Source organism: Xanthomonas sp. NCPPB 1325, from assembly GCF_041477645.2.
Classification (GTDB): Bacteria; Pseudomonadota; Gammaproteobacteria; order Xanthomonadales; family Xanthomonadaceae; genus Xanthomonas; species Xanthomonas cannabis.
Genome location: NZ_CM192985.1, coordinates 3352396 through 3374182 on the forward strand (window position 1 = coordinate 3352396; position 21787 = coordinate 3374182).

The 21787-nt window shown below is 60.4% G+C and carries 21 protein-coding genes; 9 read left to right on the forward strand and 12 right to left on the reverse strand.

Annotated features, from left to right (window positions below; translation table 11 throughout):
• Positions 1–23: 23 nt before the first annotated feature.
• From ACCQ10_RS14300 to ACCQ10_RS14315, 4 genes are all read right to left on the reverse strand, one after another.
• Positions 24–881, reverse strand: coding sequence for a replication initiator protein A (locus ACCQ10_RS14300; protein ID WP_506191958.1), 858 nt, complete (start codon positions 879–881; stop codon positions 24–26).
• Positions 882–895: 14 nt separating this feature from the next.
• Positions 896–1180, reverse strand: coding sequence for a helix-turn-helix transcriptional regulator (locus tag ACCQ10_RS14305; protein ID WP_001247107.1), 285 nt, complete (start codon positions 1178–1180; stop codon positions 896–898).
• Between the two features lie 113 nt (positions 1181–1293).
• On the reverse strand, positions 1294–2064 hold the full coding sequence (locus tag ACCQ10_RS14310; RefSeq protein ID WP_372363130.1) for a DUF2285 domain-containing protein: 771 nt from the start codon (positions 2062–2064) through the stop codon (positions 1294–1296).
• 302 nt (positions 2065–2366) lie between these two features.
• Positions 2367–2753 carry a DUF2958 domain-containing protein gene (locus tag ACCQ10_RS14315; protein ID WP_506191959.1) on the reverse strand — a complete coding sequence of 129 codons (387 nt, stop codon included), beginning with the start codon at positions 2751–2753 and terminating at the stop codon, positions 2367–2369.
• A gap of 287 nt (positions 2754–3040) precedes the next feature.
• On the opposite strand from ACCQ10_RS14315, the gene ACCQ10_RS14320 reads away from it, so the two are divergent.
• Positions 3041–3334, forward strand: a complete 294-nt coding sequence (locus ACCQ10_RS14320; protein ID WP_372361057.1) for a helix-turn-helix domain-containing protein — start codon at positions 3041–3043, stop codon at positions 3332–3334.
• Between the two features lie 312 nt (positions 3335–3646).
• Here ACCQ10_RS14320 and ACCQ10_RS14325 read toward each other — a convergent pair whose 3' ends face one another.
• The 4 genes from ACCQ10_RS14325 to ACCQ10_RS14340 all read right to left on the reverse strand — a co-directional run bounded on the left by ACCQ10_RS14325 (position 3647) and on the right by ACCQ10_RS14340 (position 7991).
• The gene (locus tag ACCQ10_RS14325; protein WP_038862364.1) at positions 3647–3961 is read right to left on the reverse strand and encodes a DUF736 domain-containing protein; all 315 of its coding nucleotides are present in this window, start codon (positions 3959–3961) and stop codon (positions 3647–3649) included.
• Positions 3962–4736: 775 nt separating this feature from the next.
• Positions 4737–4946: a hypothetical protein gene (locus tag ACCQ10_RS14330; protein WP_372361058.1), complete on the reverse strand. Its 210-nt coding sequence runs from the start codon at positions 4944–4946 to the stop codon at positions 4737–4739.
• Between the two features lie 61 nt (positions 4947–5007).
• On the reverse strand, positions 5008–7083 hold the full coding sequence (locus tag ACCQ10_RS14335) for a ParB/RepB/Spo0J family partition protein (protein ID WP_372361059.1): 2076 nt from the start codon (positions 7081–7083) through the stop codon (positions 5008–5010).
• An 80-nt stretch (positions 7084–7163) separates the two neighbouring features.
• On the reverse strand, positions 7164–7991 hold the full coding sequence (locus tag ACCQ10_RS14340) for a DUF932 domain-containing protein (RefSeq protein WP_204124479.1): 828 nt from the start codon (positions 7989–7991) through the stop codon (positions 7164–7166).
• A 740-nt stretch (positions 7992–8731) separates the two neighbouring features.
• On the opposite strand from ACCQ10_RS14340, the gene ACCQ10_RS14345 reads away from it, so the two are divergent.
• The 8 genes from ACCQ10_RS14345 to ACCQ10_RS14380 all read left to right on the forward strand — a co-directional run bounded on the left by ACCQ10_RS14345 (position 8732) and on the right by ACCQ10_RS14380 (position 17869).
• Complete coding sequence (locus tag ACCQ10_RS14345) at positions 8732–8923, forward strand: type II toxin-antitoxin system RelB/DinJ family antitoxin (protein ID WP_372361060.1); 192 nt, start codon at positions 8732–8734, stop codon at positions 8921–8923.
• 48 nt (positions 8924–8971) lie between these two features.
• Positions 8972–9892: an ABC-three component system protein gene (locus tag ACCQ10_RS14350; RefSeq protein ID WP_372361061.1), complete on the forward strand. Its 921-nt coding sequence runs from the start codon at positions 8972–8974 to the stop codon at positions 9890–9892.
• The gene (locus ACCQ10_RS14355; RefSeq protein ID WP_372361062.1) at positions 9889–10137 is read left to right on the forward strand and encodes an ABC-three component system middle component 6; all 249 of its coding nucleotides are present in this window, start codon (positions 9889–9891) and stop codon (positions 10135–10137) included. The genes ACCQ10_RS14350 and ACCQ10_RS14355 overlap by 4 nt, the downstream gene beginning before the upstream one ends.
• Positions 10134–11855 (forward strand): ABC-three component system protein, encoded by a 1722-nt coding sequence (locus tag ACCQ10_RS14360; protein ID WP_372361063.1) that lies wholly within the window; start codon positions 10134–10136, stop codon positions 11853–11855. Before ACCQ10_RS14355 ends, ACCQ10_RS14360 begins: the two co-directional genes overlap by 4 nt.
• 81 nt (positions 11856–11936) lie before the next feature.
• Complete coding sequence (locus ACCQ10_RS14365; protein ID WP_372361064.1) at positions 11937–13199, forward strand: hypothetical protein; 1263 nt, start codon at positions 11937–11939, stop codon at positions 13197–13199.
• Entirely contained in the window at positions 13196–14254 is a 1059-nt protein-coding gene (locus ACCQ10_RS14370; protein WP_319902376.1) for a hypothetical protein, read from the forward strand. Before ACCQ10_RS14365 ends, ACCQ10_RS14370 begins: the two co-directional genes overlap by 4 nt.
• Positions 14255–14393: 139 nt before the next feature.
• Positions 14394–16097 carry an ATP-dependent nuclease gene (locus ACCQ10_RS14375; RefSeq protein WP_372361065.1) on the forward strand — a complete coding sequence of 568 codons (1704 nt, stop codon included), beginning with the start codon at positions 14394–14396 and terminating at the stop codon, positions 16095–16097.
• Positions 16094–17869, forward strand: coding sequence for a UvrD-helicase domain-containing protein (locus ACCQ10_RS14380; protein ID WP_372361066.1), 1776 nt, complete (start codon positions 16094–16096; stop codon positions 17867–17869). Before ACCQ10_RS14375 ends, ACCQ10_RS14380 begins: the two co-directional genes overlap by 4 nt.
• Before the next feature lie 100 nt (positions 17870–17969).
• On the opposite strand, the gene ACCQ10_RS14385 is transcribed toward ACCQ10_RS14380, so the two are convergent.
• From ACCQ10_RS14385 to ACCQ10_RS14400, 4 genes are all read right to left on the reverse strand, one after another.
• Positions 17970–19037: a PDDEXK nuclease domain-containing protein gene (locus ACCQ10_RS14385; RefSeq protein ID WP_372361067.1), complete on the reverse strand. Its 1068-nt coding sequence runs from the start codon at positions 19035–19037 to the stop codon at positions 17970–17972.
• Positions 19034–20236, reverse strand: coding sequence for a tyrosine-type recombinase/integrase (locus ACCQ10_RS14390; RefSeq protein ID WP_372361068.1), 1203 nt, complete (start codon positions 20234–20236; stop codon positions 19034–19036). The genes ACCQ10_RS14385 and ACCQ10_RS14390 overlap by 4 nt, the downstream gene beginning before the upstream one ends.
• 231 nt (positions 20237–20467) lie before the next feature.
• Complete coding sequence (locus ACCQ10_RS14395) at positions 20468–21070, reverse strand: glycine zipper 2TM domain-containing protein (RefSeq protein ID WP_372361069.1); 603 nt, start codon at positions 21068–21070, stop codon at positions 20468–20470.
• Positions 21071–21222: 152 nt separating this feature from the next.
• Complete coding sequence (locus tag ACCQ10_RS14400) at positions 21223–21657, reverse strand: OsmC family protein (protein ID WP_039404806.1); 435 nt, start codon at positions 21655–21657, stop codon at positions 21223–21225.
• Positions 21658–21787: the final 130 nt, after the last annotated feature.

A 21787-nucleotide genomic window follows, 5' to 3' on the forward strand; every position in this document is an offset into this window, starting at 1 on the left:
GCCGTCCACAGGTTCTCCCGCAGTTATCCCCGTGCCGTATGCGGCACGGGCCGGAAGGTCAGCAACTCGGTGTTGTCGTCCGGCATCCGCTCGATGCCGAGGACGTAGCCGGGCAGCGACTGCCGCGCTACCAGGGCGCGCACGTCGTAGGCGAAGTCCGAGAAGCGGGCCGCGCTGCCGGATTTGCGGTACAGGTGTCGGAAGTCGAATTGCCAGCCGTGCTCCTGCCGCCCGCCATGCTTGCGCACCAGGCGGTACAGCCAGCGTTCGATACCGCCCTTCAAGCGGAAATAGGCCGGGTCGATGGTAAGCACCAGGGCGGCGTCGAGCACGCCGGCGTAGAACCAGTCCGGCAAGATCAGCTCGATGCCCAGCGGCGTGCCGCTGGCGTCGGCCAGTTCCTTCCACTCGTTGATCCACGAGAAGCGATGCAAGCGCCTTCCCGTGGTTTCGCGGATGGACGTGGCCACCGTGGTCGATTGCAGCCGGTCGAGGGCGGCCTTCAGGCGCTGGTAGTCGTTGAGGGACGTGCCGCGCCCGATGAAGCGCAGAATCTCGTAAGGCGTGGCGCGTATCCAGCGCGACGGGCGCAGGCCCGCGTCGCGCGCCTCTACGATCTGCGAGGCGGCCCATATCAGCACGTCGGCATCCCATATCGTTGCGATGCCGTGCTCCTGCGTGCCTTCCACGCGGATGGTGACGTTCCCGCTGCGGAAGTCGATCGGCGCCGTGCGCCGCGACTTGGCAAGCGAGAAGAACGGAAAGGCCATCAAGTCCTGGGAATCGCGTGGCGCCATGTCGCCCGGCAGCGCTCGGAACAGATCGAGCTGTTCGCGCTGCGGCAAGGCTTGCCCTGGCGGGCTGGACATGGCGAAGGCCACCCACGCGCCGACGGTCAGCGGCCATCACGGTAGTCGCCCGCGTGGCGCTCGGCGTATTCGGGATCGGACGTGGCCTCGTAGCTGCGCTGGTCGGCCCAGGCATCGAGGTCGGACACCGCGTACATGACGCGTCGGCCGAACTTGCGGAACTTGGGGCCGCCGCCGATCACCCGCTGCTTCTCCAGCGTGCGCGGCGACAGCCGCAGGTAGTCGGCGGCTTCGTCGTTTGTCAGGTAGCGTTGAGGCTGCGAGGTCGCAGTGACGGCAGCGGCGGCAGGCCGCGAGGGAGCAGGTCGCATGGGATGTACCTCCATCAAACCCGGCCACACCACGCGGCCGGATAGAGGCACTCTCAAGAAAGCAAGGCTTCTTGCTAAGGGACGATTCGCACGGGTCGAGAAACGTCCCCCCCCTAATGCGACGGGAACATTGGAAGCTGCGCTAGTCGGCGGTAGCCGCCGTGCATCAGCTCATCGCCGCGGCGTACCAGCCGCCGCACGCGGGCACGCAATGCACTGTCTTTCTGCCAGTCGGCCGCGACGGCATCCGCGCCGAAAAGACCTTCGGCCACCTCGCGCAAGGAGGCTCCCGCGAGGGTCGCGTCGAGCGCTTGCAAGGTATGCAGTTCCAGCAGCGCGGCGGGCGTGGGGCGAGAGCGGGCTGTTGCCACAGGCGCGGCCACGGTTGCGGCAGATAGCGCATCCAGCTTGGCAGCGAGCGTGCGGTAGCGCGCACAGGGCGTAGCGCAGGCACGTGCGGCGTAGAGGTAGGCCGAGCCTTCTTCCAAATCGGGCGCGAGTGCCAGCCGAACGCAGCAGCCTGGCCAATGCGATACGAGCATCAGGCGCTTGCCGTCGTGGGTCAGTTGCTTGCGCCCAGGAATGCGCCAGAACTCGAAGGTGTGCGCATTGGGCGGTGGGTCGGCGTCGGGGTATAGCTGCACCACGGCATCGTGATCGGGGAACCAAGCAGGATGTGCATCGCGCGCATCCAGGCCGGGATCTTCCAGCAGACGCAGGCCCCAGGCCTGCGCCGCGTCTGGCTTGCGACGCCGGCGTAGCCAGTCGCGCCGGTAATTTGGATTCCTGCGCAAATACTCCCAAGCCAGCGCCGGGCCATCTAGGTGCAGCGTGTAGAGATACGCCGCCGTGGGATACCAGTGTTGGCTGCTGCGGTCAGTCATGGCGAAACCTCCCTGTTTCTGGGAACGTCGCCACAATTCCGCTGTGCGGGAGCTATCGAATCGCCATCAAGTGGTCATCAAACTCTGGTTACGCTTTAACTGCTGGTGTCAAGACAGATTCGCTCCAGTGCATTGCTGAAATCGTCTAAGTGCGACGACTGCACCGCCCGGAAATGGGGTGCAGCATTGAACACCGTGCCGGATCGCGCGCCTGGGATCATGACTGTTTTGGTCAGGGGTGCACCACCCTGGTGCAAGCATGCGGATCAAGACTTGCCAGGTCTTGGCTAAGACCGAAATAGTCACAATGCGATACTTTTGGCCTGGTCGCGCTGGAATGTGTCAATCGGTGATTGAACCGTTCTCCTGAGCCAGTCGAACGTATTCCGACAGCGGCCGCGTCGGCTGGAAATACGATCTCGCATCACCGGCTGCTTGTGCGGCCCGATGATGGACGCCAGATCAGACAGCTTTACCGTCCCCAGCACCGGCATTCCGATCCCGAGGTCGATCAGGCCGTAGGCCGTATCGCCATCGGTCGGATCGAGCGCGGCCAGTAGCCACGTCGCATGTGCGTCCGGTGTGAACAAGCGCACCACTGGCAGCGGGTCGCATTCCTGCCCTGTGGTGCGTGTGAGGCCGTGGGCCAGCAGCTGCACCCGGTCTTCCTCGGTGACAAGCGTGGTCAAGGTCGCGCCCCTTCCACGAATACACGCAATCGCCGAGGCGCATCTGTGCGTGCGGACGGACGCACAGATGCGCAAGTGCACCAATCCGCAAAAGCGGAGAGGCACGAAGGCGTATGGGTGGAAGTCAGGAAAGACACGGATGCGGTTCCCTGGGTCTGAGGAAATCCGCAGATGCGGATCTCTGTAAAAGCACGGAAAAGGAAAACAACATCACCAAATGAACACTATAGATTGTAGCCCTATAGGGCGCAATGGGCTGTCATCTTGGTTTTTGGGGGAAACCATAGGTGGCAGCGAAGAACTCATTGGCAGCGGCGATTCGGATGGTAAGGAAGGCGCGTGGTTTGAGCCAGGAAGCGTTCTCCAACGTGTCCAGTCGCACCTACATGAGTACGCTGGAGCGCGACCTGAAAAGCCCAACTATCCAGAAGCTAGCCGATCTGTGCGAGGTCATGGAAGTGCATCCGCTCACGCTGCTGACATTGGCTTATGCCGGCGACAGCACCCGTGAAGCCGACCTTTTGCTGGCACAGGTGCGCCAGGAACTTGGGGCGCTATGGGAAGAGCCCGACACGCCGTAGCGCGTTGGCGTGTGGCGCTGAATTGCAGCAAGCGGAGCGCGCAGCGCCACAGGCGCGGAGACGTGAGGGATTGAAGCCGTATGGCGGTGACGGCTTGCCGGCACGGGGCGAAGCCCGAAAGCCCGGTGGCGCTTACAGCGCCGACACGCCATAGATCGCTCGTTGACACGGATTGCGAGCCACAAGGCACCCATGCAGGCCCGCCCTGATGGGCGTGTCCAGCACGCGGCAGCGGCAGAAATCCTGCGCGAGCGGTGCTGCAATCAGCAGCATCGCGCCCCGCCGCAGTGGGCGGGGCGCGCTAAGCGGCTGTCAGGCCGCCTTGGGCTTGTTGCGCGACCAGATCAGGTCGTGCGTGCCATCCTCGTTCTCGATCAGGCGGGCATAAACGGTTGCCGGGAACGAAGGATCGTCGAGGCTCACTGACAGGTAATCCCGCCCAGCCTCGCTGGTCTTCTTCCACGCCGCGCCGATGTCGTGGCCGACCGCCTGGAGGCGGAAGTCCGGGGCGCTCTCGGCGTCGCCCTTGTCGTTGGGAACCAGCTTGACCTTGACGTTGAGCGTCAGGGTGCGGAGCGTGCCGGTGAAGCCGTCTTTCTCTGCGGTGAAGGTGCCGATGTTAGCCATGATGATTTCTCCTTTCGGGTTGAACAAGGTCGCGCCAGTGCGTCCTTGTTGTGATCCGGCCGGCGGGGGATGGGCTGGTCGCACCGCGCAGCGGTCGCAACATCGTGGAGAACCTGGAAGCGAAAAGAATTTGTCCCGCGAGGAATGCGCGCAGCGCAGGGGAAATTGTTTTCGCTGCAAGGTTGCGGCCATGAAGCCCAAGGCGCAGCCGCGCCACCGCCAGGATTCACAACAAGACAAGGACGCACAGGCCGACCGCTCCCGAATGAAGACGTGGCCGACTCGGCATCCCGCGTGACGGCTGCACCGGCTTGCGCCCTGACGCGGCCAGGTCAATGCCCATGACAAGGCAAGAGCGCCCCTGCCGCAGCTCGCGGCCACATGCTTGAGGCGTGGTGTGGAAGCTCCATAGAAGCGAGGCCGGGCGGCGTGTCGGTGAACCGTCCTTCGTGACGTACAGACAACGAACCGCCAGCGTCGGGGACGGCACGCTTTCGTGCAACCTGCCGCGGCAAGCCGGGGCGTAGCCGCGCAAGCCCCGCCCATTGCGGCGGGGCGCGGTCGAATCGTCTGCGGCGCGATGCGCCGCCAGCACTTGCTGGCTTCGTGGGTTCTTCGCGCACAAGCGCCGTTGTGCGCGGCCCCTTCGCCGCCTGACCGAAGGCGGCGAAGGGGCGTTTTGACTTTGAGCAGTGAAACCGGGCGCGGCCACCGCCGCGCCCGGAGTTTTGACCACCGGCCCCAAGGCGGAACGGCTTGGGGCCGGTGCGGCTCGTTATTCCTTGGTTTCGATGATCCACCACACGGCGCGCGGCAAGGCGCGGCCGGTGATCGGATGCAGGTCGGTCAGGTCGGCGCGGGCCGTCCAGCCACGCGACGGACGGTAGCCGCGCACGTCGCCATCGCCATGCCAGCGGCGGGCACGCACCGTGCCGGAGGCGTAGGTCGCCGCCATGCGGGGGCGGTTTGCGGGTTGGTGGGTCATGGCAGGCATCCTCGACATGAAGCGCCCCAGCCGGAACCGGGGCGCTATCTACGGTGCGAAGTCACGCGGCCAAAGCCTCGACCTGCGGCTGGTCATCCGCCACGGCGGCCGCTTGTTCCAGCGCTTCGGCTTCGCCATCCGCAGGCACGTCCTGCCCGGCCTGCTGCGGGCCTTCGGTGCGGAAGATGGCGGGCATCCAGCCGGTGCCAGCGGCCAGCCGTTCGGCTTCGCTGGCAATGTCGCCCTTCTTCAACTTCGCCAGTCGGGTGACGTGCGAGGGCGCTAACTCGCCAACGGCTTCCAGAATCGCTGCCTTCGGCACATGCCGGAAATAACCCTCATTGGTGGGCTGCCACCACGCGGCCATATCCAGCCCCACGGCCTGCGCTAGTTCCGCGCCGGGCTGGTGCGGCGTAGCGCGAGGCGTCACCACGTCCACCGTGGAAGCTGCGCACACTGCCAGCAGCCGCACCAGTTCATCCTGTGATTTCGCCAGCAGCGCAGCGAACAGTTCGGCGCTGTCCTCCGGCAAGGTTTCGCCTGCCACCTGTTGCAGTTCGCGCAGCGCCACGGCGGCGGGTGATTCCGGCCAGTCCGGGGCCATGCCTTCCAGCCGGTCTTGCACCGTGAGGCGCACGCCCAGCGGCAGCTCGTGGCCGTAGTGGCTTTCCTGCAAGACGGTCTGCACCATGCCATGCACCACGGCGGCCAGCGCGGCTTGCGGATGCCGGGCCACTTCGATTTGCAGCGCGGCGGTACGGTGCGCGCTCAACCGCTGCGCCAGTCGGTCGGACATTGTGGCGGTCTTGGGCTGCTCGTCGTCCTCGCCTTCGCCTTCGTCCTCGTTCGCGGCTTCGCCTTCGCTGCCGAAACCCTGCCGCAGCCGTTCCAGCGTGCGCAGTGCCTTGGCCTCCGCTTCGCGCAGCAGCCCGCGATGAATCGCGGCCTGCCCGTCGCGGTCGATGGTGACGATGGCACCGGCTGCGGCTTTCACATTGGCCGCATAGTCCAGCAAGCTATCGTCCAGCGCCTGCAACTGCTCGCCCAGGCGTTCGCCTTCTTCCTGCAAGGCATCGGCCTTTTCCTCGTCCTCGTCATCCAGCGCGGCATCCACCGCCTCGGCCAGTTCGTGCAGCTTCGTTTGCAGCTTCTCGATGCGCTGCGCGTCGCGCTTGTTCGGGCTGCGGCGTTCCCTTGGAGCACGCTGGAAGGCTTGCAAATCCGCATGGGTCATGCCCGGCGTGGCATCCACCCACGCCCAGCCCTCGGCCTTCACCATGGCGGCGATACCTGCCAGCTTGTCTTGCGCCAGCCGTTCCAGCAGTGCGGCATCGGTCAGATACACGCCTTTGTCGCCCTCCGCGAACAGGTCGCGGCGGATGCCACCGCCTTCCTGCTCGTAGCCGTCTAGCCCGACAAAGCGCGCCAGCGGCTGCCGGTAGCCGTCGATTTCGCGTTCGGTCAGACGGTCGCGCAGGTTGTGCGGGCTGCGCTGCCATGTCGGCGCACCGTAGAACGCGGCTTCCTGCGCGGCGTGGTCGTCGGTGATGGCAAGGGCCATCAACTGGTCAAGGCTCACGACCTCGGCGCGATAGTCGGCCAGCAGGCGCGGCGAGACGTTGGCAAGTTTCAAGCGGCGCTGCACCACCAGCGGCGTGACGGAAAAATCCGCTGCAATATCCTCGATGCTGCGGCCTTCGCCCACCAGCGCGGCGAACGCCTCGAACTGGTCGGCGGGGTGCATGGCTTCTCGCTGCACGTTCTCGGTCAGGCTGGCCGTGCGTGCGGTGCCATCGGCCACCAGCAGGCAAGGCACGTCCCATTCCTTGCTGATGCGGTGCTTCTTCGCCAGCAGCTTCAACGCTGCGAGGCGACGGCCACCGGCCACGACTTCGTAATGCTCGCCATCGGCGGCGGCAATCACGATGAGGTTTTGCAGCAGGCCGACACGCTGGATGCTGGCGGCGAGTTCGGGAATGGACATGCGCGGGGTCTTGCGCACGTTGCGGCCAGTGGGGCGCGACACCAGCCGCGACAGCGGAACCAGAATCAGGTTCTTGGTCGGATCAGCGGCTTCCAGCGGGATAGCGGCGGCGGTGTTGATGGCGCGGGCTTCGGTTTGGGTAACGGCGTTCATGGTGATAACTCCTATCTGTTCAGGGATGCAGCAGCGAAGAAAGCGACAAGGGCTGCTGCCTGCCCTTGCCGCGTAGGGATTCAGGCTTTCAACTGGCACATGCCATCGGCCAGCAGCCAGAGGGCACGATTCAGTCGGATGTTTTGGTCGATGCCCTGCACCGGGCGGGTTTGCTGGCGGCGCCCGTTGGCGCTGCGGCCACGCAGTCCGCCTTGGGTCAGGTTTTCTTGGGTGCGGTTGAACACGCTCCACAGGTCGGGGCGGCGGTCGTCGAAGCGGCGCGGCATCAGGATTTGCGATTCCGTGATGGGCGCGGGCTTGTCCGGGTCGTCGTACTTGAGGGCGAGCGCGGCGCGGGCGAACACTTCGGATTCGCCATCGTCCAAGGTGATGCCGCGCATGGCATCGCGCGATTCCTTCACCCGGTCGAAACCGCTCAAGACTTCGTAAGCGCCCTCAATGACCAGACCGGCCACGTCGCCTTTATGGGGCACTCGCACATCGGCCACGGCGTTGCCGCAGACGAGGCCATTGCTGCACACGAACCGGAACATTCCGGCCAGCATCTGATAGCTGCTGGTGCCGTCGTGCGAGTTCAGCAGCACGATTTCGTTGGCCTCCGCGCCGTTGATCTGGCTGGCGTGGCGCAAGCGAATCATGTGTTTGGTGTGCTCGCGCTTGCCTTCATCGCGCACGCGGGTTTGCGTCACCATGAAAGGCTGGAAGCCTTCTTTGCGAAGCTCGGTCAGCACGGCGGCGGTGGGGATGTAGGCATACCGCTGCGAACGGCTCTCGTGCGGCGCGTCCGCGAAGATGGACGGGGCCACGCGGTGAATCTGGTCGTCGGACAGCGGGTAATCGCTGCGCAGCGAGGGGGAGCGGGAAGCGAAACGGGATGCGAGTTGCATGGTCTTTCTCCTGACAAAAGAGGTTTGCTGTTCACACCGCACACCGGATTCCTAGATTCGGAGCCCAGCCTTTCGGCTGTTCGGTGCGGTCGGCACGAGGAACCCGGTTGGCCCTGTTGCCACCGTCTTTCCTGAGTTCATCGCCCGCGACGGCCAGGAGCGCGCGGACGGGGGCTGTCAAGGAAACAAGCGCAGGGTTGGTGCGGCCCGCAGGCGCAGCCGAGGACACGGCCCTGCGCGCCTTGACGGCACACGGGAGCGGGCTACGGTCGCGGAGATGGTGATGAAGTCAGGGGAGACGGCTGGACATGGCAACGGCCGTCCCTGTGTGCCGAACCGCACGCAAGCGAAGCGCGCAGGCCCGAAGCTGGAAGCCGGGCCGGAGGCGTCAGCCGAGCGGAGCGAGGGAACGATGGAAGCCCGCCAGGGGCGAGACTCGCGCAGCGAGGCTCGATGCGCAGCACGACAGCGCGACCGGCCATGTTTCTTGGCCGGAGACGCCCATGCATTTGCGAAGATGCAGCGTTGATCTTCGATGGTGGAAAAGCGGCCTCTGCGACTTCGGCATTGCGGCGCTGACGCAGCCGGGGCGGTCTTGCAGGGCACCAGGCGCAGCGCGGCGGGGATAGCAAGCGAGCCCAACGGCGGCACGCCGGGGCGCTCAACCTTCTTTGTCAATATGTAAATGACATTGAGGCACAAATGAGGCACAATGTAGCTACAAAATGCTTGAGGCAGTTATGGCATCCAGTGACGTTGTTCGCGCCCGGATTGACGGGCATATCAAAGAGGAAGCCACAAACGTGCTGGCCGGGATGGGCTTGTCCGTATCGGATGCCATCCGGATACTGCTGACGCGAATTGCGGCTGATAAGGCGCTCCCATTTGATGTGAACCGGGGGCAGCAGCAGACGAATACCAAGAAGCCATGAGGCATCGCCTGAAAATAACTAAAAACACTAAATCACAGGCTTGAACCCATGGATCGCTTACAGCAGCTCAATTACGAAAAAGATTTCCGCATCGCCTTCCTGGAATCCAAAGGGGATGGTTTTCAACGTCTGTTCGAGAAGCTGATGTCGAAAGCCCATCCCAATGACTTCATGGCATGCCGCCCGTGGGGCAATGTTGGCGATCGGAAGAATGATGGGTACCTGCCCTCGGCGCGCATCCTCTACCAGAGTTACGCTCCCAATGAATTGACCGCCGCCGAAGCCATCAAGAAGATCAATGAGGATTTCGACGGCGCCAAAGAGCACTGGGAGAAATATTTCGATGAGTGGACCTTTGTCCACAATGCGCAGGATGGCCGTTTGGGCCCTCACATAATCGAAGCGCTGGCGAAACTCAGGCAAGACAACCCAAGTATCAAAATCGGTCACTGCGGTTATGAGGAAATGCTGGCGAAGTTTCGCCAGTTGAGCTTACAAGATCTCGAATCCTGGTTCGGCCCGTCGCTGACGATGGAAGCGAATGTCAATTTGGGATTTGGAGACCTGGTGGCCGTCCTCACGCACATCAGCATCACGCCCGTGCCCACGGCCAGCGAAGTGAAAGATGTATCGCGCGGCAAGATCGAAGCAAACCTGCTATCGCAGGCCGTCGCCGACTTTCTGAAGATCGGTATGCAGAAGTCAACGCTCGTGGCGCAGTTCTTCAATAACTGGAAGAACCCGACCTACGGCGAACAGATCGCGCAGGCGTTTAAAAGTGAATACGTGATGCTGCGAGACCAGGTTCCTGCACTGCATCCCGATGAGATATTCGGCCGGCTCGAAACGTGGGCCGGGGGCACAGCCAACACCACGCCGACACATAAGGCGGCAGTGCTGGCCGTCATGGCATATCTGTTCGACAAATGCGAGATTTTTGAAGACGCTCAAGCAGTGGGGGCTGCATGATTCTGCCCTCCAAGCATCTGCAACAGGATCGAGCACTGTTGACCGTAGGCGCCCACGTTTTGACCTACCTCGTGCGGCCAAAGACCGTCTCTGCGTTGTGGGAGGAACTGAGCAAGCATGAACCAAGTGTAGCCACGATGCCTCGCAAAATTACCTATGACTGGTACTTGCTCGCGCTCGACCTTCTTTACGCCATGGGGACCATCGAACTCGAAAGCGGCCTCGTGGCTCGGAGGGCGCCTTGATTCATCACATTTTCAGCACGCTACCCAGCTTCAAGAGCCTTGAAGACCTGAAGCCAGGTCTGAATGTCTTGCTTGCTCAGAAAACCGAGGGTGCAAGCACCAAGCAGACGCGCAATCGGGCGGGAAAAACCAGCTTCGTAGAGCTGGTGCATTTCCTGCTCGGCGCCGACGCTGGTCCTGAATCGATCTTTCGCACCCAGGAACTGGTTGAGCACTCCTTCGGCATGGACTTCGATCTGAAGTCGGAGCGCACCGTCGTTGAGCGCAGCGGTGGCACCAAAGCAAAAATCTTTGTGACTGCCCCGCCTGCTGCGAAGGTCAAGTTTTCGGCTACTGAGTGGTGCGCATTCCTCGGCGAGCAGATGTTTGGTTTGAACAGCCTGGAAGCTGCCGGCAGCAAGCCGCCGTCGTTCCGGTCGCTGTTCGCCTACTTCGTGCGCCGACAAGCGAGTGGAGCCTTCATGACGCCGGAAAAGCAGGCCACGATGCAGGGCACTGGCGACATGCAAATGGCGCTCATGTTTCTGCTTGGATTGGACTGGCAGATTGCGCGCGATTGGCAAGCAGTTCGAGATCGAGAGAAGACGCTGGAAGAGTTGAAGAAGGCGGCTGGGAATGGTGCGTTCGGATCGATCATCGGCAAGGCGGCCGACTTGCGCACTGAGCTGACGCTGCGCGAGGCACGTCTCAAGAAGCTTCATGCAGAAGTAGAGACGTTCCACGTTCTGCCTGAATACCGTGAGCTGGAAGTTGAAAGCGCCGCACTGACCCGTCAGCTCAATGAATTGGCCAACGCCAACACCATCGACTTTTCAGCGATCCGGGATCTGGAAAGCGCACTCGCGTCCGAGGTTCCTCCTGATCTTGAAGACCTGCAGGCCGTCTATCAAGAAGCGGGCGTTGTGCTTCCCGGTCTGGTGAAGCGCCGCTATGAAGACGTGAAGAGTTTTCATGAATCAGTGGTCCGCAATCGCAAGGACTATCTCTCCAGTGAACTCGAAGCTGCAAAGTTGCGTATCGAACTGCGCGATGGAAAAAAGGCGCAGCTCGACCAACGGCGTGGCGAAGTGCTGGGCATTCTGAAGAGCCATGGTGCGCTAGAACAGTTCCTCAAGCTGCAAGGAGAGCTGGGCCGGCTGGAGTCCGAAGTGGAGTCGCTGCGGCAACGCTTCGAGGCGGCCGAACAGCTTGAAGGTACAAAGAACGAACTGGAGATTGAGCGCAATCGCCTCACCATCCGCCTGCGGCGCGATTTCGCCGAGCAGAAAGAACGACTTGCGGAAGCCATCGTTGCTTTTGAGGAGACCTCGCAGCGCCTGTACGAATCGGCCGGCAGCATGACGGTGGACGAAACGTCCAATGGACCGATGTTCAAGTTTCCGATGCAGGGTCAACGTAGCAAGGGCATCAAGAATATGCAGATTTTCTGCTTTGACATGATGCTGATGCGGCTGTGCGCCAAGCGGCAAATGGGGCCTGGATTCTTGATTCATGACAGCCATCTGTTTGACGGCGTCGATGGACGTCAAGTCATCAGCGCGTTGCGTCTGGGGTCGGAGATCGCGCAGGAGCTGGGCTTCCAGTACATCGTGACGATGAATGAGGACGATGCCTTCAAAGAGACCATTGATGGTTTCGACCTTAACGACTATGTACTGCCCAAGCGCCTAACCGACGCCACTGAAGACGGAGGCTTGTTCGGAATTCGATTTGGATGACTTAGGAATACAAGGTGGACTAGATCTAGAGGCCGGCGGCAATCCGCTAGCTGCACGAGATTTTTCTTATAGGAAGGCTAAATGGACAAGAAGACCAAGGGGTCGTGGTTAATTCACCACACCAATAAACTCCAGGGAATAACGAATCAAGCCGGCTACGATAAGACATTTCTAGCGGGTAAGGCTGGCATTTTGCTCTCTGCAATATCGTCAAACAACCACGCAACACTCAACAATGATCGTCTGAACGTTTTAGCGCAAGCGGCAAACATCAATACGACTTTTGAGCTTCCAAAACTCATCGAAGTTCTGAAGCAGCAGCAACTGGTTGACACCGCGAACGGTGGCGTTGCTGTTCTTGGCGTCACAACTGCGAAGACCCTCCAACATACATCAGATATATTCGACGCTCTCATGCCAGGCGCATCTGAGGTCGCTTCGATTGCTCTTGCGGAAAAAGCGTCGGTAGAGCCCGTGCTGTCCGGCCATGTCTCCACGGAATTGGCTGACTTTTATAAGCTAGCAAAACCAGATATTCAGCGACTGATGTCTGATGCTGAACAAATTGGATTCGTGGACGCCGAGGACCTCGGTGCCGGACAAACATTGTTATTTAACGGGAATCTCTTCCGTCGTGAAACGACCCGGAAAATAAAAGCTGTTCTTGACTCGCTTTCATCGGCCGAGCAGGCAAAACTCAATGAGCTTACTGATACTTTGAAAAAACGCGCCTGCGTCAGCACGGACTACGCGACACAACTTCTCGGGGAGTCACTTTTCAAGAAGGTCGCGGCAATTGGGCTGTTTGATATCAGCGTTGTCAGTAATTCAACCGAGGATGCCGGGTTTCTAACGCTGCCATCTGCATTCTCGAAGTACAGCAATTCGATGGTCGATGATGCATTTGATCTGGCTAAGGCGTTTGTCAGTTCCGTGACCTATGGGATGACCAAGAGCAGTTATGCCAGGGGTCAGATTCAGATGGTTGACGCGCTACTGAGCGCCCTGGTTCGGGGTGAAAGCGTGGGACCGGTGAATGCCATTGCACAAGACTATAAAGTTCTGGAATTGAAAGGCGTTGTCGAAGTTAAGCACGGCACAAAAAAGGGTCGCAGCGGCCCAATGCTGAAGTTGTTAAAAACGGAAGTTGGTGAGCTTGCACTGCAAGCCATCAGGCAAGGCGATGTCAGCGAGCATTCGCTCAACTCACTTCCGACTGCGGCAGTCACCATATTCAACGGCCCTGAACACAATCGTGAGAAAGTTCGGCGAGCACAAATCAAAGCAAGCCCCAAGGCTACCAATGACATGCTCTCTATCCTTCGCACAGGAGGGGGCATATGACCAAGGGACAGCAAGTTTTGCTCAAAGGCCCCCGGATGGAGGAGTTGTTGCGAAGCTATTTCCTCAAAGCCGGCTACTACGTAGTTAGAGGGGTTCCGTTTGTCTATGAAGGTTTTGACGTCACCGATATTGATCTGTGGCTCTATAGTCGCACGTCATCCGTGTCACGTGAAATCACCCTAGTGGATGCCAAAAACAAGAAGACACCACAAGCTATAGAGCGGATATTCTGGGTTCATGGGCTTCGCATTGCGACCAAAGCTACTAATGCGGTTGTCGCGACTACGGAGAAGCGTCAGGAAGTAAAGGATTTTGGTCGAGAGTTGGGAATCCTTGTTCTCGACGGCACCTTTCTGAGCAAGCTAGACAAGGCAGATGCCCCCAATGCGTTGAGGCTCTCTGACGAAGAATTCTTCTCAAAGATTGATGAATACTCTCTGAGTAAGCTCGATGGCGATTGGCGCGGTCGCATGGCTCACTCCAAGAGCTTGCTGGCGAAATCACTTTCGTTTGACAGTTGCAATGAATGGCTCATGCAAGGCAAGTTCTTCGTGGAGCAATCGATAACGAAGAACAATCAGCGCGAGGTTGCTTTGCGCTGCCTGTACATGGTTTGTTCGTTCATTGCGGTCGCAGTGGACTTTTGCATGAAAGAGATTTCGTTCCATGAGCAATCGGAGCGCAGTGCACTCATCAAGGACGGATTCACCTATGGCTCGAAAGGTAGTGCGGGTCTCAAGAAGATATTGACTGTCTCGATGGGACTCATCGAGCAGCATGCCAATGATGGGGCTGCCACGGCCAGGCAAGTTCGGTCCAGCATTGAACGCCAATTGGCGGATCTCAACACGGCCGTCCTCGGCGAGTTTTTTGCAAAGCATGACGTCGCCAGAACGCTCTTCGCTGTAGCGAAGGAGTTCGAGCAACTAGCGATGAGCAGGGATTTTTCTTCCGACGCGACGGCGACGCCCGAGCTTCGTAGCATGCTCTATTGCCTCCTCGACTACTGGGAGGTTGATCGAGTTATGTTTTCAAGCGTTTTGAAGGACAGTTAGGACAGCCTCGATGACGGTTGGGCGCCAACTGCGAGGGAGAAAAGGCATTTAAAAATTGGTCTTTACTTTTTGAGTCGGCAAGGGAGGCTTGATGTATTTGGGCGGCATAACAATTTCGCGCTTTCGGTCTTGCGACAGTGTGACCGTCAGCCTCCGTCCTGATCTGACGGTCTTGGTCGGTGAGAACAATGGTGGAAAATCAAACGTCGTAGATGCGATTCGGTTGCTCACCTTGCCGTTGAGCGGACGCCGGGAGCGGTATCCGGAGGATGAAGATGTACGACGCCACGCGACAGTCCCGAACTTTCAGATCGAGGGTGCTTTCCGAGAACTCAGCGACACGCTGAAAGGACTGCTGATCTCGGCGGTCCCTGATCCCACCAAGAACGAAGCCGTCTTCGGCTATCGGTATGAGGCACGGTCCGAGCGCGCGCCGCGTGGCAAGACCACTGTTTGGGCCGGGCGCTTCGATGCCAACGAACCAGAGGCTGGTTCCTCTGAACTGATCCGGCATGTCTATCTGCCTCCTTTACGCGATGCGCATCAAGCGCTTGGCACAGGTAGCGGTACACGGGTCATGGCGCTACTGCGCAACTTCCTGCCAAAGGATCAAGAACAAGATTTCCTCGCTGGTGTCAGGCGCGCGGATGATCGGCCTGAGATCCTGACAACGATGAACACGGAGATTGGTACCGCCTTAGGTTTGCTGACCAATGGGGTCCGCCCGCAAACAGCAGCTCTGGACTTTGGCGCCGAATCCCTACTTGATGTCGCCCGCGATTTGAGGTTTCGTCTGGGCGATTCCGGTCTAGTGCCCGAGGACATCCGGGCGTCTGGTCTGGGCTACTCCAATCTGCTCTACATGGCAACGGTGGTCGTCGAATTGGCCAAAGCCAAGGAAGCCGACCTCACGATTTTTCTCGTTGAAGAACCCGAAGCACATCTGCACCCGCAGTTGCAGGTGCTGGTGCTCGAATTCCTGTTGGATCAAGCACGCCAATCGGCTAGTCGCGCCATCGAGCCTGGCAAGCCGGAAGGCCGCATCCAGATCGTTGTGACGACCCATTCGCCGAACCTGACAGCATGGGTCTCTCCGATGCATCTAGTGGTCATGCGTTCGCGTCGTCGCGACCAAAACGGGGTGGCAGTGTCAGAATCGGTCAGTGTGCCCATTGCTGAAATCGGGCTCAAGCCAAAGACACTGGATAAGATCAGCCGCTATCTGGATGTGACGCGCTCCGCGCTGCTGTTCGGCAACAGGGCCATCCTAGTGGAAGGAATCGCGGAAGCGCTACTGTTGCCCGTGTTGGCGCAGAAGCTTGTTCTCGTCGGTGATGCCGATGGATGGCTCCGGTTCAAGGGTGCGGTTATCGTGCCGATCGAAGGAGTGGACTTCCGCCCCTACGTAGAGGTGCTGCTACGCCCACATGGCGATGCACGCATCGCCGACCGGCTGATTGTGATAACCGACGCTGACCCAACGGTATTGGGCAACCGGAAGGTTGATCTGGAAAACCTCGCTGCAACGCATGGTGCGCCGCAGGCACTGACTGTGCTAACCAATCAACACACGTTGGAGCACGAGGTTTTCAGCGCTGGAAACGAAGCCTTTCTCAAGGGCGCGTTTCTTCGTCTGCATCGCAACTCACGGCGTGACTGGGAAGATCGGATCGAGAGAGTTCCAATGCAGGACCGTCCCGATGCGTTCCTTAGACTGCTAGAGACGAAGAAGACCCGCAAGGGTGACTTGGCTCAGGCCATGGCTTCACGCATTGCGGCGGGCGAGCCGTTTGTTGTCCCGCCCTATCTCGCAGATGCGATTCGTGGCGCTGCACAAGCATGACCGGCATTCAGGGCCTAACAGTAGAGCAGGAAGCATTCGCCGCACACGTTGGCGGTGCCTTCGTTCATGCTTGCCCCGGTGCCGGAAAGACCCGCACGATCATTGCTCGCCTAGCAAGGATCGCCGCTACGTTGCCACCACGGCGTGGTGTGGCTGTACTCTCGTTCACAAACACCGCCGTCGATGAGTTTCGCGAACGCTGCCAGGCCGCAGGGCTCGACTCTCTCTTGAAGCATCCTAGTTTCATGGGAACGCTTGATGCCTTCGTAAGGCGTTTCGTGGTGCTGCCAAGTTGCGCGGCAACAAGCACGACGCGACCGATCATCCTCGATAGTTGGGATACTCTCGGCATCGAGATCCGGTTGTCTGGACAATTCGCCTTTCGAGGTGATCCGGTAAGTCTGGATCTATTCGACCCGGAAACCAATGTCATTGATCCAGCAAAGATCGGGCACGCCGGATTGCAAAATCATGTACGCCAGCATCAAGCTCGATATCAACAGGCCGCGGCACTCCGGCGACGCGGCTTGCTGCAGGCAGGCTATCTGAGTGCTGGCGATGCCCGCGTCCAAACGCTGCGGTTGATTCGTGATCCAGTGCATGGCGGACCGCTAGTCCGCGCACTTGCTGCACGTTTCCAAGAAGTTATGGTGGACGAAGGCCAGGATTGCAATCCGCTCGATCTACACATTCTCTCGTGGCTAAGAGCAAACGGCGTGCATGTCACCTTCGTGTGTGACCCTGACCAGGCGATCTACGAATTCCGCAACGGCAATCCTGCAGATATTCAGGAGTTCAAGGAAACGTACCCCGTTGAATCGCATCGGAGGTTAACGGGCAATTTTCGTAGCAGCCCTGCGGTCTGTCAGTTAGCCGCCACGCTTAGGGACGCTGGCCAGGTGGACCAGTCTGTTGGTGACACCGCGAATGTTGAGCACCCAATTTTGCTTCTGACATACGGTGGTCGAGGCCCTACGGCGACGATCGGTCAGGCTTTCCTTGATCGGGTTGCTGAACTTGGCTTGGATTCAACGGACGCGATTATCCTGGCGCATTCAGGAAAGGTCGCGCAGCGGGCCGCTGGCACGGCTCCTAACGATTCGAACGGTAGCTCGCGGATCGAGTCGCTTGCTCGCAAAGTGGCGGAGTTCTGGTCACCAACCGCGACGGCGAGATCGAGGGAAGCTGTGGTTCAAGTCGTGGAGACGGTTCTACTGGACCTTATGGGGCTACGCCAACCAAACGAGCATCTGTTGAGAACCGCCGAACGCCTCGGTATGGATCGCCGAGCGCATCGAAGATGTGTACTGAGTTTCCTAATGAGCCTTCCCAAAGAGTGCGGAAATACCGACGCCGATCGGCTCACCTGGATAGCCCGTGTGCATGCGGAGACGGAACGACTGAACCTTCCCCTACCGGCCGGTGTGACCGTGCGTAATTTTTTTCGGCGACCAACCAATGCGCAATGGTCGAACCATCTTCAATTGCCGATCGATCTTGGCATTGCATGTGCCAAGATTCACGAGGCGAAAGGCCGTGAGTACGGTGCAGTGTGCGTCGTGATTCCACCCAATCGTGCTCCTGAAAACCGGAGTGAGGCTCTGTTCGGGTCGTGGGAAGCACGCGCCGACGCAGAGGCCAAGCGCGTGCTATACGTGGGTTTGACGCGTGCTCAGCATCTGGGGGCGCTTGCAGTGCCAGTCGCCTTCGCTAATCGTTGCGTTGCGGTGCTGACCGCAGGTCAAGTGCCCCACACAAGAAGAGACTTATAAAGCTGGGCAGAGTGCCATATCGATCATCATAGGCGCCATTCCTGCACCGATCAGCGCGAGTGTTTCATGCATGTTGAGCCTGATCGACTTGGGCTCTGAATCATCGCTTAGCTATGTCGTCACGCTTTTTTATTTGCAGCCGGGCACGTGCGGTTGCTTGCTGTAGCCGCTCTGACAGGATTTCGCGCGGAGGCAAGCTCGTCAGGTATTCGGCAACGTGGATGCCTGACTTATCCAGTTCCAGTAGCTCGATCTGTTCGCGCTTTTTACCAGTGCACAGGATGATCCCCAGCGGCGAGGCTTCTTCCGGCTCGCGTTCGTGCTTGTCCAGCCAGCGAAGGTAAAGCTCCATCTGCCCTTTGTAAGCCGCTTTGAAGTCACCGACCTTCAACTCCACCGCCACCAACCGCCGCAGCTTGCGGTTGTAGAACAGCAGGTCAAGGTGGAAATCGTCATCGTCAATCGGGATTCGCTTCTGTCGGGCCACGAAGCTGAACCCCGCGCCCAGCTCCAGTAGGAAGGCTTCCATTTCACGGATGATCGCCGCCTCCAAGTCGCCTTCCTGCCAAGTGTCCCGCAGCCCCAGAAAGTCGAGGATGTACGGATCGCGCATGACGAGGGCGGGCGACATACGTTGCGCATCGCGCATCGTCGCCAGTTCCCGCGCGATCATCTCGCCTGGCTTTTTGGACAGCGCCGTGCGCTCGTACAGCATCGAGTCGATGCGCTCGCGCAGTGTCCGCACGCTCCAGCGTTCCGCGCTCGCCATCTGCGCGTAGTAGTCCCGCTGGAGCGGGTCTTTCAGCGGAATCAGGGCGATGAGGTGTGTCCAGCTCAATTGTCGTATCAGTGATACGACAATCTGCTCATTCGGGAAGGTGGTGGCGAACTGCACCATGCGGCGCAAGTTCTTCACCGAAAAGCTGCTGCCATATTCGTGTACCAGTTGCGCTGCCACAGTGGACACCACCTCTTCGCCATAGTCAGCCCGTCGCCCCTCCAAGACCTGCGTGTGGATACGCTGGCCTATGCGCCAGTAAAGCATCGTCAGTTCGCTATTCACCGCCGAGGCGGCGCGCTGCCGGGCCGCCTCGATCAGCACTCGAATGTCGCCCAACAGCGCCGCCGGCGCTGCGGGCGAAGGTGCGGATACCTTGCGCCTGGTCATGCTGTCGCCTCCGCTGGAGGTTGCTTGGCGCTGGTAATCGTCTTGCGCCGGTTCGCCACCAGTTCGGCTGCCTCGCGAACCGGATCGTCCTCGGTATGGACATAGCGCATGAACATCACGACGGTTTTGTGCGCCGTCAGCGCCATGCCGACCTTGACCGGGATACCTGAATTGGCAATGTCGGTCGCAGAGCGATGACGGATGCCATGCGTCCCTACGTGCGCCGCACCCGCTGCCTTGAGAGCGCGGCACCAGCCGCCGTAATACTCGCCCGTGGTCAGGTGCTGCCCCGGATGTCGTGGCGACGGCAGCACATAGGGATTTCCTTCCCGCCTCGGTGCCGTCAATAGCAGCCGGTAGGCTTCCTCACTCATGGGCTTGGACATGCCGCCGGTCTTACTGTCGGGCCAGACGACGCGCCGATTCTCCAGATCGACCCATTGCCATTCGAGCTTGACGATCTCGGAGCGGCGGGCGGCGAACTCGAATTGCAGGCGAATCGCCAGGGGGATGACGTATTTCTCAAGCCCGTCTGCCTCGATCTTGTCGAGCTGCCGGAACAGCTTGCCCATGTCGTCGTCGCTGATGAGATGGGTGGATTTGCCGGCAGGGAACATCGGGACATGGCGGCAAGGATTGGTGCCGTCTGGCCGATAGCCCCATACCTCCGCCATGTTGAACATCTTGCGCAGGATGCTGAACGCCTTGTTCGCCTCCGTCTGCTTGTAAGAAAGCTTCTCCATCAACCCGGCGACGTCCGGCCGCTTTACGTCGTGAACCTTCTTGCGGCCCAGCAGCGGGATGATGCAGCGGTCGATGACGCCTTGGTAGCCGACTCTGGTGCTGGGCTTGTTGCGCTTCTTGGAGTAGTCCTCCATGAACTTCTTGCACAACTCCTCAACGGTGGGCGCCTGGCGCGCCTCGGCCTTGTCCGCGCCCGGATCGCCGCCCCGGCGCACCTGGGCAAGCCATTCCTGCGCCAGCGAGCGGGCCTGTTCGACGGTCAGTTCGCCAAACAGGCCCAAGGCCGGCTTGCGCCGCTCGCCGGCGTTCGTCCGATACTGGAGCATGAACACTTTGCGACCAGCCGGCGTAATCTTGCAGAGGAAGCCGGGAACGAGGGTGTCGCGCAGCTCGATCGCTTGCGCTTGGGGTTGTGCCGCATCGACTGCGGACTTGGTGAGCTTGATCTTAGCCATGATGACTCCTCGGAAAGACCCGATTCCCAGGAGCCTTGTAGGAGCCAGTGGAAGGGAAGCCGGGTCAAGTTTCAGAAAGCACCGGCATATGTTGAACTCGCCTAAGTCCTTGATAAACCTGTTGTATCGGGCTGTGGCGTAGTCCAGCGAAATGCGGTGCTAGAGTCATCCTGAAATAAAAAAACGCTGCGGTCTCCCGCAGCGTTCTCGCATTCGCCACACCGCACGTTGTCAGTCGGGGCGCACATCCACGCGCACGCGGATCCGGTCGCCCGGGTTGTAATCGCTGCGGGTGTGGTACGTGCGGCCGGCATATTCATAGGTCACGTCATACCCGTCCACACGCTCGCGGGTGGTGCGGTACGACACCGGCTCGCACACGCTCACATTGCCCTGATAGGTGCGGTGGTTGGCCTCGTAGATCGAACGCCCTGCCGCGACACCGGCCATGGTGCCCACGGCAGTGCCGACCAGGCGACCGTTGCCGCCGCCCACCTGGCTGCCAAGCACCGCACCGGCAATACCGCCGATCACGCCGGCGACCCCGCGGTTGGACGCATTCGGCCCGCTGTAGCTACCGCCATCGCGGTAGTAGCCGTCATTGCTGGTGTAGTAGCCGTCGGACGGCCGGTTGTAGCAGCGTTCGCTGCTGCGTTCGTTATAGGAATCGGACACGATGATCGGGTCCACGCGCACCACGCGCGCATATTCGTAACGACCGTCCTCGTAGCCGCCGCGATAGGTGTCGCGGTAGCCGCTGTCGTAGCGCTGCGCTGTGGCGTTGCCCGCCACGGCCAGACCCATTACCAGAGCACCAAGCACAAGAGTTTTCATTGCGGCAGCTTCACAGGGAGGACACGCTGCCGATGCTCGGCCTGCTGCGGTGAAACCGCCCTGAACCGACCCGGGTGGCGAAAGCCCTATTCAGGTCGCCGCCAGCTGCGTGCGCCGGCACGTCGTACCGGCGCCGCGCAGCCTGCTGCCGGTCAGTTGGAAAACTCGCTTTCCAGGCTGATCGGCACCGCACTCAACGCCTTGGAAACCGGGCAATTCTTCTTGGCGGTATCGGCCAGCTCGCGGAACTTGGCTTCGTCGATGCCCGGTACCACGGCAGTGAGCTTAAGGCGGATCTGCGACAGCTGCGGGCCGCCTTCCATCGACAGGTCGACGTCGGCGCGGGTATCCAGCGAGGTGGGCGGAAAGCCCGCTTCGGTCAGCTGCGCCGACAGTGCCATGGTGAAACACCCGGCATGCGCTGCGGCGATGAGCTCTTCGGGGTTGGTGCCCTTCTCGTCACCGAAGCGGCTGCTGAAGGCATAGCGGGTGTTGTCCATCAAGCCGCTCTGCGGCGTGCTGAGCTGGCCCTTGCCGGTCTTGAGGTCGCCTTCCCAGTGAGCGGTGGCGTGACGCGAAATACCCATTGCGGTCTCCTGCGATGAAAGGGACCGCCACGATAGGCGAGCGGGTGTTATGGCGTGGTGCTCGCGTTCGGGAATCGGGAATCGGGAATCGTAAGAGCGGACTGCGGGGCGCACTTGGCGGCAGGACCCT